Below are 11,659 nucleotides of genomic sequence, written 5' to 3'. Positions count from 1 at the left end.
AGGAATACAACATGAAGGTCGGATTAGTAGGATTAGGAAAAATGGGCTTAAACTTAGGACAAAACCTTATCGACAACAAACACGAGGTAGTCGCATATGACGTGAACCCAAGTGCCGTTGATGAAATGAAGAAATATGGAGCTTCTGGGGTAGCAAGCTATAAAGAACTGGTTGAGTCTTTAGAGAAGCCAAGAATCGTTTGGATTATGGTTCCCCATTCTGTTGTGGATTCCGTTATTGATGAAATTGCACCATTTTTAGACAAAGACGATATTGTGATTGAAGCTGGAAATTCTCACTATAAGGAATCCATCCAACGCTATAATGATTTAAAGAAAATTGGCGTACGATTTATGGATGCGGGTACTTCAGGAGGAATGGAAGGGGCACGAAATGGTGCTTGCTACATGATTGGCGGCGATCCTGAGGCGTGGGAACATGTTGAACCTATTTTCAAAGATACAGCCGTAGAAAATGGATTCTTGTATGCAGGGAAAGTAGGAAGTGGGCACTTCTTAAAGATGGTTCATAATGGCATCGAGTATGCAATGATGGCTGCAATCGGAGAAGGTTTTGAAGTACTTGAGAAAAGTGAATTTGATTACGATTATGAAAAAGTAGCAAGAGTATGGAATAATGGTTCCGTGATTCGTTCTTGGCTCATGGAATTAACAGAGAATGCCTTTTCAAAGGATGCAAAATTGGATGAAATTCAAGGAATCATGCACTCTTCGGGTGAAGGGAAATGGACAGTTGAAACTGCGTTAGACCTACAAACAGCTACTCCAGTTATTGCGATGTCACTATTAATGCGCTATCGCTCATTAGAAAATGATACCTTTAATGGTAAAGTAGTAGCTGCATTACGAAATGAATTTGGTGGACATGCTGTCGTAAAAAAATAATGTAAATGGAGGAAACGAAAAATGAAATTTTTTATAGATACTGCTAACCTAGATGATATTAAAAAAGCATATAAAATGGGCGTACTATCTGGTGTAACAACGAACCCATCACTTGTTGTAAAAGAAGGCGTTAAATTCGAAGACCGCATCGCTGAAATCCTTCAAGCTGTGCCTGAAGTAGAGAGCGTATCTGCAGAAGTATCTCCAAACGCTGAAACTGCTGAACAAATGATTGCGGAAGCGGAAGAGCTTCTAAAAATCAATGGTGGCGACAAAAACATTACAATCAAAGTTCCAATGACTGTAGCTGGATTAGAAGCAACACGCTACCTATCTAAAAAAGGTGTTAAAACGAACGTTACTTTAATCTTTACGGTGAACCAAGCTCTGTTAGCAGCTCGTGCTGGTGCAACGTATGTATCTCCATTCCTAGGTCGTCTTGACGACATTTCTGAAGATGGTGTACAACTTGTAGCAAAAATTGCTGAGCTATTCCGTGTTCATAACTTAGATGCTCAAATCATCGCTGCATCTGTAAGACATCCTGATCACGTTACTCGTGTAGCATTGGCTGGTGCTCATATCGCAACGATTCCATACTCTGTAATTGAGCAGCTTACTAAGCACCCACTTACAGACCAAGGTCTTGCAAAATTTGCCGCTGATTGGAAATCTGCACTGTAAAAAATAGATAAGAAGGACTACGTGTATTGTAGTCCTTCTATACAAATACATTTTAGAAAGAATAGGAGAAAAAAGATGTCTATTACATTTGATTATTCTAACGCACTACCATTTATGCAGCAGCATGAAGTTGAATATTTAAGTGAATTTGTAAAGGTAGCACATGATATGCTCCACGAGAAAAAAGGACCAGGTTCTGATTATCTAGGATGGGTTGAACTTCCTCATAACTTCGACAAAGAAGAATTTTCTAGAATCAAAGCGGCCGCTGAAAGAATTCGTAGTAATTCAGACGCGTTAGTCGTAATTGGAATTGGTGGTTCATACCTTGGTGCAAGAGCCGCAATTGATGCTTTGTCACATACTTTCCATAACCAAATGAATGACAAAACGGAAATTTATTATGTAGGACAAAATATTAGTGCAACATATGTTTCGCATTTATTTGATGTGCTTAAGGACAAGGATATTTCAGTGAACGTAATTTCAAAATCAGGTACAACAACAGAGCCTGCAATTGCGTTTCGTATCTTCCGAGAGTATATGGAGAAAAAATACGGAAAAGATGAGGCTAGAAAACGTATTTATGCTACAACAGATCGAGCAAAAGGTGCTTTAAAAACTCTTGCAGATGAAGAAGGATATGAGACCTTTGTCATTCCTGATGATGTCGGGGGTCGTTACTCCGTATTAACAGCAGTAGGGTTATTACCGATTGCTACGGCAGGGCTAGATATTGATAAAATGATGGCTGGTGCCGCAGCTGCAGCTGATAAATATAGTAATCCTAACCTTGCTGAAAACCAAAGCTATCAGTATGCAGCAGTGAGAAATGTGCTTTATCGAAAAGGGAAATCCATTGAACTTTTAGTTAACTTTGAACCGGCTTTACATTATGTTTCTGAATGGTGGAAACAATTATTTGGTGAGAGTGAAGGAAAAGACCAAAAAGGACTTTACCCAGCTTCTGTTGACTTCTCAACTGACCTTCATTCGATGGGACAATATGTCCAAGAAGGGCGCCGGGATCTAATTGAAACAGTTGTAAGTGTAAAGGAACCTAAGCTTGATATTACGCTTGGAGAGGAAGCATCTAATCTGGATGGCTTAAATTATCTGGCTGGAAAGACGATGGACTATGTAAACAAGAATGCAGCACAAGGTACGGTATTGGCCCATGTAGATGGCGGAGTTCCAAACCTATCTGTCGAGCTAGACAGACTAGATGAATTTACGTTTGGAGAAATGGTTTACTTCTTTGAAAAGGCTTGTGGGGTAAGTGGTTTATTGATGGGAGTAAATCCATTTGATCAGCCTGGAGTGGAAGCATATAAGAAGAATATGTTTGCGTTATTAGGTAAACCTGGGTATGAAGAAGAAAGAGCAGAATTGTTAGAACGTATTTCAAAATAGTTCTTAGATAGTTCTTAGATATAAATTTAGGGATACTAGAAAAAATAGTATCCCTTTTTCGTGCTTTGTTTTAAAAGGACCAAGAAGTTATAACCATTTTTCAGCCCATGCCTCAACCGTTTTTAATGACTTTCCTAATTCATGTCCCTTTTTTGTAAGTGAATACTCAGTACGAACCGGGCGATCTGTAATCACGTTCCTTAAAACGATTCCGCAATCTTCGAGCTCTTTTATCCGTTCATTGAGCATTCGTTTACTTAAATCTGGTATAAACGTATGAATTTCACTGAATCGTTTTGGTCCTTCCATTAAAGTGTGGATGATCAGACACATCCACTTTTTACCCACAATATGATATGATTCTTCAACTTTTGAACATACTCTTTCCTGATTATCTTTTTCTAACATGACAAACACCTCCTAAATAATAATGTGAATAAAAAGTAACAAGGTAATTTTATATTTTATTTTATTATAACCCATAAAAGCCATTATAAAAAGTGAACATGTGAACAAAAAGTGAAAGTTATACTTTTGTTATCTGTTGACTAAAAGTAACCGTTGATGTAATATAGGTTACATAAAGTAACCATTTAAAATATTATATTATTAACGGGAGAGAGGTACAAAAAATGCAAGTATTAGATGCTAAGATAATCCAGATAAAAAATGGACTAGAAACATATTTAGATAACCAAAAAAATATTTTTGTAGCCGATTTACGAATACCAACAGTAGATAGTCCCTTTTTCGATATTAAGATCGGAATTGAATATTATCGTTTAATAGATCAACACTATTTTGATAGCCAAATAAATTTCTTTTGGTTAAGGATTCATCCGGAAATGAATACAATTACCTTGTTAGAACCAACAATCCAAAACATTTTTAGTGTGAAGGATGTAGAAGAAAGAGTAGCAACTAAGAAACTAATTGGGGAATGGCTAATTAATACAAACTCTTTTAAGTCTACAATCAAAAATTTAATTGAAGAAAAGAAATCTGCAAATGTAATCACAGAAGAAGATATTCGGGAAACAGTGCGTACAATAGAATTATTGGAAAAAACGCTTGAACTTAAAACAGAAGATATATTAAAGGCGGATGTTAAAAGATATTCCTAAATAAAAAGCCATAAGTGAAAAAAGCTGAGAACATCAGCTTTTTTACTTTATTGGAAATCCCAACAATAATTAAACTAAGGAACTAGAAGTAATGATTGGATAAAGATTACCATCAATCGCGAAAGAAACTTTTCCAGTCTCTTCAGAAACAATTAGCACAAGTGCATCGCTTTGTTCTGATAGTCCAATCCCTGCGCGGTGACGGGTACCAAGTTTTTTTTCGCCAACATTCACATCAGATAAAGGTAAAACATTAGCAGCTGAATAAATTTGATTTGAACGAACAAGCACCACTCCATCATGGAGTGGATTTCCTGGAAAAAAGATTGACTCCAATAACGAGGATGTAAGATTTGCTCCAATAAAGGTTCCTGGTCTTATAAAGTTGTCCACAAGTTCTTGACGTTCAATTACGATTAATGCTCCATGCTTAAGACTTGAAAGGTGTTGTATTGAAGTAGATAAATCTAGAAACTTATCTGTAAACGGTGATAAATAACAATTTAAATAAAAGGTAGAGGCTACAGTTTCTATTTCTTCAAATTTTTGTTTAAGTTCCTCGATACTACCTAAAAGACAAGTGTTTTCATTCTCTAATGCTACGTTTAAATTATTAATTTCTTTTGATATGTTTTGTAGTCCTTTAATAAGTTGTTGTTTAAGTGGTGAAAAGTCACAGTCATTTTGTTTCAATGGATATCCCTCACCATCAAATATAATAAAACAAAGCGGGTGAATGGTTTACAATCACCCACTGAATGAAGATTTACTTTATTTTACTTATGCTAAATTCCCCAAAGATTAATTCTTCTGTCTGAGGCATCGTTAATCCTAAATGCCAACAACCAATTCCTGCTAAATTATATTCTCTAACAAGTTTTAACTTTCTCAAAAGACTCCTTGGATCTTCAAACCAAACTTCATGTAGTGCTCCGTACTTGTCAACATAGCGAAAATACGGTGCTGCTGCTTTTAAATCATAATTTATTTGACTTCTATACCCAATGTACAAATCAATTGCATGTTGAGTTGAATAAGCCCTTCCCTTTCTTTCATCACCAGACATGGTCCAATCATATGCATATTGGGGAATTCCTAACATAATTTTTGAACTAGGGATAACGGTAGTAGCATATTGAACTGTTTCTTCGACCTTATTAATTGGAGCTATTGGACCTGATGGACCACCAGGCCAATGCCAATCATACGTCATTAAAAATATTTTATCTAAGTATTTTCCAAGTGTTTTGTAGTCATACGCCGTCGAATGGGATGGTATTTTATCGCCTTGTTTAGGAGGAACTGCCATCAGTACTTCCATTTTTGCAGGATGTAGTTTCTCGGCTAATTCTTTTATAAAAGTATTAAGATGGGAGCGGTCTTTTAGTCTGACTTGTTCAAAGTCTATAACAACTCCTTTATAGTCGTTATTGTGGAGTAGAGAATATATATTGTTTATTAAATTTTTACGTCTCCATTTATTGCTCATTAAATGGTGGGCTAAGTCTGGATCAAATCCCTTTTCACTCAAATTTGAAAGGGTAGCGTAAGGTGGGAGGTTTTGCTTCCATGCAATTTTATGGGCCTCATTTTCCGCCAGATCACTTATATTTCCTTCATAATCTGGTTTATATTCGAACACAAAAATACTTGATAATGTTGAGTTATAATTTTGTAAAATCCAAGCATTTTCATTTTTACTTTTAGGAACGAAATAAGTTCCCGTCCAAATTTGCTTTTTAGGCTTATCCGGAATACTAAGCTTTTGACCTGGGCGAATTACCTTACTTTTAATATTGTTATAATGCATTAATTCTTTTTCACTTAATGAATTTCGGTAAGCAATCTCCCAAATACTTTCTCCTGGTTGAACGTAATATGAATGACCAGGAATTAAAAGGGATTGCCCAATCACAAGTTGGGAAGTATTCGATAAGCCGTTTAGTTTTGCTAGATTACTTAATGGTAGGCTATATTGTTTAGATATCTTATCAAGACTATCTCCAGGTTTTACCTCATATATAACTTGAGCTTGCGTAAGAATTGGTTGAAGTACTACGCATGTAATAACAAACAAAATGAAGATGCCTTTTTTAAGCACATAAATTCCTCCTGTAAAAGTTCTAGTTGTTATAAAATAATTTTCCATTATTCAAAAATAAATATTCGCATATTAAATTAATAAAAATCAGCGGTAAAAGGAGAGAAAGCACTCCAGGTTTTTCGTCAAATAAGCTAGTAAAAAGGAGATGAAAATTAAAAGGTATTGACAAACGATTTTTTATGTTTTATTATTATCTTGAAGTCAAGATAAATTAATTTGAGATAACTGTGGGAAGGTGTTATATTTGGAACGAAAATGCTCCAACGAACCATTTTTACTATTAATGCAAACATCCAGAGCAATCCAAGAGAGAATTAGAGACGATATGATTAAAAATAATCTAAGCATTACTGACTTTTCGGTTTTAGAGGTACTTTTTCATAAAGGCAAACAAACGATTCAACAAATAGGTAAGAGCATTTTAATTTCAAGCGGTTCAATGACATATGTAATCGATAAATTAGAACAAAAAGGGCTCCTGAAACGAAGTGCTTGTCCTGACGACAGAAGAGCCATACACGTGACATTAACGGACGCTGGATATGATCTGATGAAAAAAATAATGCCTGAACACGAAGATTTCATAGATAGTGTTTTTGATTCACTAGAGGCTGAAGAGAAAGACATGCTCGTAAATCTAATTAGGAAATTGAAAGATAACGTTGAAAAGCAGTAATTGATTTTTTTTAAACAGATATCTTGAATTAGAGATTCTTAAATTATAGATAACGAATTTGTTTCTTATTTAAAGCAAAACATAAATTAAAAATAACTAGGAGTGAAACAAAATGAGTAAAAAAACAATGGGTATTCACCACATTACAGCAATTGTAGGACATCCACAAGAAAATATTGATTTCTATGCAGGCGTTTTAGGCTTGCGCTTAGTTAAACAAACTGTAAATTTTGATGACCCAGGAACGTATCATTTGTACTTTGGGGATGAAGGTGGTAATCCAGGGACAATTATTACATTTTTCCCTTGGGCTGATGCCTATCAAGGGAAAATTGGTGATGGTCAAGTAGGTGTTACTACGTATGCTGTTCCAATGGGAGCTTTAAATTTCTGGAAAACAAGACTAGAAAAGTTTGATATCCCATACTCCGCAATAAAACGTTTTGGTGAAGATTATTTGGAATTCGATGATCCACATGGCCTACACCTTGAAATAGTTGAGAGAGAAGAAGGAGCACTCAATCCTTGGACATTCGGAGATGTAACCCCTGAAGTAGCTATTAAAGGCTTTGGAGGAGCAATCCTATTTTCTTCTAAACCAGATCAAACTGCAGAATTACTAGAAAATGTAATGGGTCTTGAAAAAGTTGCCGAAGAAGGAGATTTTGTCCGTTATCGATCTACAGCTGATATTGGAAATATCATTGACCTAAAGATGGTTCAATCCGGAAGAGGAGCAATGGGTGTTGGAACTGTTCACCATATAGCATGGAGAGCGATTGATGATAATGACCAATTAGATTGGCAAAAATATGTTGCTGCAAATGGCTATGGGGTAACTCCTGTACAAGATAGAAATTATTTCAATGCCATTTATTTTAGAGAACATGGAGAAATCTTATTTGAAATTGCAACAGATCCTCCAGGATTCGCTCATGATGAATCACATGAGACTATGGGAGAACAATTAATGTTACCTGCGCAGTATGAGCAATATAGAGAGCAGCTTGAACGTAGCTTAATTCCAATTAAGGTAAAAGAACTTGATTAAGGAGTGATTCCCATGCTTTCAATTGACCCTACTACCCTATCGGAAAGAGAAAATTATAAGTTTCTAATCGGAAGTATTATCCCAAGACCAATTGCATTCGTCACAACTTTGTCTGAGGATGGCGTTTTAAATGGTGCACCCTTTAGTTATTTTAATATTGTATCTTCAAATCCTCCAATGATCTCATTAGCGATTCAGCGATCCGGAGGAAGACAGAAGGATACTGCAAGAAACATTTTAAGTAAAAAGGAATTTGTCGTTCATATTGTTGATGAGCAAAATGTTGGAAAGATAAATGAAACGGCTGCTAGTTTACCACCGAGTCAAAGTGAAGTTGAATTGGCAAAATTAACTCCAGTTGAAAGTGTAAAAATCACAGTTCCCGGAGTGAAAGAGGCAAAGGTTCGAATGGAATGTGTACTAGAGCATTCATTAGAATTAGGTGGAACCGATTCTCCAGGGTCTGATTTTATCATCGGAAGGGTTGTTCAATTCCACATTGAAGCTGATATTTATGAAAAAGGAAGAATTGACCCAAGAGGACTCGCTGCTGTAAGCCGATTAGCGGGTGCCAGTTATGCAAAAATTGGCGAAACCTTTGACATAGAACGACCTAAATAAGGATATGGGACGGGTACTTTGTCCCACAATCACTAAGAAAAAATTGGGGATAAGGGACCTGTCCCTCCGTCCCGAATGAATGGAGAGAATGTGATGCAAAAAACATCTGGCATTCATCATATAACAGCAATGGTAAACGACGCACAAAGGAATATTGATTTTTATGCTGGTGTTCTTGGGCTTAGACTTGTTAAAAAAACGATAAATTTTGATCGTCCGGAAGTCTATCATTTATATTTCGGGAATGAAGCAGGTGAACCAGGAACAGTTATTACCTTTTTTCCATGGCCAAAACAGCTAAAGGGTCGAATTGGAATGGGGCAAGTTGGGGTAACGAGCTACTCAATACCTCCCGGTTCGTCAGAATTTTGGCAGAAGCGTTTGAGTAAGTTTGGTATTGATTTCAAGAAATCCAACCGCTTTGGTGAAAGTTATCTAGCATTTCAAGACCCAGATGGACTTGAGCTAGAACTAATAGAGAGAAGTGAAGGTCCAGTAAATAATTGGAGTTTCCAGGGGATTAACGCAGAGCATGCTATAAAGGGATTTGCCGGTGCAACTTTACTATCCGCACAACCTAATAAAACTGCCGATGTTCTAGAGAATGTATTAGGGTTAACTTGTATTGGCGATGAAAATGGTTTTCTTAGATTCAAATCGGAAGCTACACTCGGAAATATCATTGATATTAAATTAACTCCATCTGTTAGAGGTCTAATGGGAGCCGGAACAGTTCATCATATCGCATGGAGAGCAAAGGATGAAGAAGATCTTCAAAGGTGGAGCGATCTTCTACTTGATAAAGGATATTATCCAACTGAAATACGTGATCGTAACTATTTTAAGGCTGTGTATTTTCACGAAGATGGAGGGATTCTTTTTGAAATAGCAACTGACCCGCCGGGCTTTGCAGTGGATGAACCACAAGCTGAACTTGGGATGAAACTTATGCTTCCTTCATGGTTAGAGGAAAAACGAGAAGAATTAGAAGAGACCTTACCTCCTGTTGGGGTTCGTGTTTTGGAAGGAGAATAAAGATGAAACACATATTTAATAAGGGTACAAACCCCGAAAAACCTACTTTTTTAATGCTTCACGGCACGGGGGGAAATGAATTAGATTTGTTACCTCTTGCAGGAAGAATTGATGATGAAGCAAATGTGTTAAGTGTTCGTGGGAATGTTTTAGAAAATGGAATGCCACGTTTCTTTAAGAGATTAGCAGAAGGCGTTTTTGATATAGAAGATCTGATTTTCAGAACGAAGGAATTAAATGAGTTTCTGGATGAAGCTGCAGAAAAATATGTCTTCGACCGAGATAACATCATTGCAATTGGATATTCAAATGGAGCAAATATCGCAGCTAGTCTATTATTTCACTATCAAGATGCAATAAAAGGTGCAATTCTTCATCATCCAATGGTTCCTCGAAAAGGAATTGACCTTCCAGATTTGACCGGAAAATCTGTATTTATTGCAGCAGGAACCAATGATCCAATCTGCTCTCCTATGGAATCAGCTGAATTAAAATCTATGCTAGAAAAAGCAAATGCCAATGTTGAAATTCATTGGGAAGATCGCGGACATCAATTAACAATTACAGAAGTGGAAGCTGCGACCGAGTGGTATCGCAAATTATAATCTAAAAAATAATAATTAAATGAGGTAAAGAAAATGTTACAAAAAAACGAAATTGGCGCACTTATTTTACGAGTTACATTAGGAGTACTATTTTTTATTCATGGGTTAGTAAAGTTCCAAGGTGGAATTGAAAATATTGTTGGATGGTTTGAGAGTATTAATATACCTGGATTTATGGCATATGGAGTTGCTTTATTTGAAATAATTGGAGGTATAGCGCTAATTATAGGGTTTGCTACAAGACTCGTTTCTGTTTTATCCGCTTTATTAATGGTCGGAGCAATTATTATGGCTAAACTTCCAGTTGGTTTATTAGGAAATGGTCAAATGGCTGGATATGAATTAGATTTAGCATTTCTTGTAATTGCTGTATACCTAATAATCAACGGAAGTAAGGCATTTTCAGTGAGTCAGTTGCTATTTAACGATAACTCAAATGAGATTAATAGAGCCGCTTAAAATGTACAGACAGCTATTAAACACCAAGAAAAGCGTACTGTAATGTAGCGGTATGGGTGAAAAAAGTAAATCAGTAAAATAATTCTCTAGAGCTAATCTACTATAGCTGATTAGCTCTTTTTTTAACCAATAATTTAACTAGATGCCGGTGTTTTCCGTTTTATTTCTTGCTGTTTGAAAGCGTATATAAATTCATTTAGTACAGGGGGGTGATTTTTTAATATGGTTACATTTGAGGATATTTCAACGTGGCTTGATGACGGTTTTTTTTATACTGAATTTCAACCATTATGGAACTCAAAAAAGGATTCAATCTTTGCTTTTGAGGCATTTATAAGAACCGAGCCTAAAATAAACCCAGAGCTTATTTTTGAAAATGCCAGAGGCTACGGTTTACTTTATGAATTGGATACAAAATCACTTTTAAATGCAGTTAAAGAGTTCCCAAATGCTTATTTAAAAAAATATCAATTATTTGTAAATGTTTTTCCGTCTTCAATAGTTCATCCGGATTTTAGGGGATTTATTTCGAAATTGTTAATCACGTATCCCGATATAAGGGGAAGACTTGTGTTTGAAATAAATGAATCAAAATATGAAGAATCAATTTGGGAAGAAGAGAGTTTTATAGAGGGTATTCTGTTTTTAAAAACGATAGGATTTGGAATTGCCTTTGATGATCTTCCACCATCCACCTATCCTATAAAGAATATTGCGAGGTTACATCCTGAGTTTATTAAACTAGATCGCTCTTATGTAAGAGGTCTATCAAACTCACAAAACAACCAAAAAACAATTGCATTTTTATTATCTTATTCTTTTCCAAAAATGACTGTTATCCTTGAAGGGATTGAGACAAAAGAGGATTTGGAAATTGCTCAAAAATTAGAAGTACCTGTATTACAAGGATACTATTTTTCTAAACCACATCGTTTATAAATAAAGAAATAGAGGCAACGATTATGGGAGGGAATACATTCTA

Annotated in this window: 14 protein-coding genes; 11 read left to right on the top strand and 3 right to left on the bottom strand. The window is 35.9% G+C overall.

Going from position 1 to position 11,659, the window contains the following annotated elements:
• Nucleotides 1-11 precede the first annotated feature (11 nt).
• The 3 genes from gnd (at nucleotide 12) to V7147_RS11770 (ending at nucleotide 3,002) form a co-directional block, all read left to right on the top strand.
• Nucleotides 12-905: a phosphogluconate dehydrogenase (NAD(+)-dependent, decarboxylating) gene (gnd, locus tag V7147_RS11780; RefSeq protein WP_335368054.1), complete on the top strand. Its 894-nt coding sequence runs from the start codon at nucleotides 12-14 to the stop codon at nucleotides 903-905.
• 21 nt (nucleotides 906-926) lie between these two features.
• Entirely contained in the window at nucleotides 927-1,589 is a 663-nt protein-coding gene (gene fsa / locus V7147_RS11775) for a fructose-6-phosphate aldolase (protein WP_335368053.1), read from the top strand.
• A 75-nt stretch (nucleotides 1,590-1,664) separates the two neighbouring features.
• A complete protein-coding gene (locus V7147_RS11770) occupies nucleotides 1,665-3,002 on the top strand; it encodes a glucose-6-phosphate isomerase (protein WP_335368052.1) in 1,338 nt (445 codons plus the stop codon).
• Between the two features lie 87 nt (nucleotides 3,003-3,089).
• Here the strand turns inward: V7147_RS11770 and V7147_RS11765 are convergent, their stop codons facing one another.
• Nucleotides 3,090-3,410, bottom strand: a complete 321-nt coding sequence (locus V7147_RS11765; RefSeq protein ID WP_335368051.1) for a winged helix-turn-helix transcriptional regulator — start codon at nucleotides 3,408-3,410, stop codon at nucleotides 3,090-3,092.
• A gap of 224 nt (nucleotides 3,411-3,634) precedes the next feature.
• Here V7147_RS11765 and V7147_RS11760 point away from each other — a divergent pair, with 224 nt between their 5' ends.
• Nucleotides 3,635-4,126, top strand: coding sequence for a hypothetical protein (locus V7147_RS11760; RefSeq protein ID WP_335368050.1), 492 nt, complete (start codon nucleotides 3,635-3,637; stop codon nucleotides 4,124-4,126).
• Between the two features lie 69 nt (nucleotides 4,127-4,195).
• Here the strand turns inward: V7147_RS11760 and cdaS are convergent, their stop codons facing one another.
• Both cdaS and V7147_RS11750 read right to left on the bottom strand, forming a co-directional pair.
• The gene (gene cdaS, locus V7147_RS11755; RefSeq protein ID WP_335368049.1) at nucleotides 4,196-4,819 is read right to left on the bottom strand and encodes a sporulation-specific diadenylate cyclase CdaS; all 624 of its coding nucleotides are present in this window, start codon (nucleotides 4,817-4,819) and stop codon (nucleotides 4,196-4,198) included.
• 73 nt (nucleotides 4,820-4,892) lie between these two features.
• Nucleotides 4,893-6,227: a glycosyl hydrolase family 18 protein gene (locus tag V7147_RS11750; protein ID WP_335368048.1), complete on the bottom strand. Its 1,335-nt coding sequence runs from the start codon at nucleotides 6,225-6,227 to the stop codon at nucleotides 4,893-4,895.
• A gap of 247 nt (nucleotides 6,228-6,474) precedes the next feature.
• On the opposite strand from V7147_RS11750, the gene V7147_RS11745 reads away from it, so the two are divergent.
• The 7 genes from V7147_RS11745 to V7147_RS11715 all read left to right on the top strand — a co-directional run bounded on the left by V7147_RS11745 (nucleotide 6,475) and on the right by V7147_RS11715 (nucleotide 11,616).
• Nucleotides 6,475-6,906: a MarR family winged helix-turn-helix transcriptional regulator gene (locus tag V7147_RS11745; protein WP_335368047.1), complete on the top strand. Its 432-nt coding sequence runs from the start codon at nucleotides 6,475-6,477 to the stop codon at nucleotides 6,904-6,906.
• A gap of 112 nt (nucleotides 6,907-7,018) precedes the next feature.
• A complete protein-coding gene (locus V7147_RS11740) occupies nucleotides 7,019-7,957 on the top strand; it encodes a ring-cleaving dioxygenase (protein WP_335368046.1) in 939 nt (312 codons plus the stop codon).
• Between the two features lie 12 nt (nucleotides 7,958-7,969).
• Nucleotides 7,970-8,578: a flavin reductase family protein gene (locus V7147_RS11735; RefSeq protein WP_335368045.1), complete on the top strand. Its 609-nt coding sequence runs from the start codon at nucleotides 7,970-7,972 to the stop codon at nucleotides 8,576-8,578.
• 93 nt (nucleotides 8,579-8,671) lie between these two features.
• On the top strand, nucleotides 8,672-9,613 hold the full coding sequence (locus tag V7147_RS11730) for a ring-cleaving dioxygenase (protein WP_335368044.1): 942 nt from the start codon (nucleotides 8,672-8,674) through the stop codon (nucleotides 9,611-9,613).
• Nucleotides 9,614-9,615: 2 nt separating this feature from the next.
• Nucleotides 9,616-10,218, top strand: coding sequence for an alpha/beta hydrolase (locus V7147_RS11725; RefSeq protein WP_335368043.1), 603 nt, complete (start codon nucleotides 9,616-9,618; stop codon nucleotides 10,216-10,218).
• Between the two features lie 33 nt (nucleotides 10,219-10,251).
• On the top strand, nucleotides 10,252-10,677 hold the full coding sequence (locus tag V7147_RS11720; protein WP_335368042.1) for a DoxX family protein: 426 nt from the start codon (nucleotides 10,252-10,254) through the stop codon (nucleotides 10,675-10,677).
• A 222-nt stretch (nucleotides 10,678-10,899) separates the two neighbouring features.
• Nucleotides 10,900-11,616: an EAL domain-containing protein gene (locus V7147_RS11715; protein ID WP_335368041.1), complete on the top strand. Its 717-nt coding sequence runs from the start codon at nucleotides 10,900-10,902 to the stop codon at nucleotides 11,614-11,616.
• Nucleotides 11,617-11,659 lie beyond the last annotated feature (43 nt).

This window comes from Bacillus sp. JJ1521, assembly GCF_036965165.1.
Lineage (GTDB): Bacteria > Bacillota > Bacilli > Bacillales > Bacillaceae_L > Ferdinandcohnia.
The sequence above is the reverse complement of the archived record's forward strand: the minus strand, read 5'-3'. Positions and strand labels throughout refer to the sequence as shown.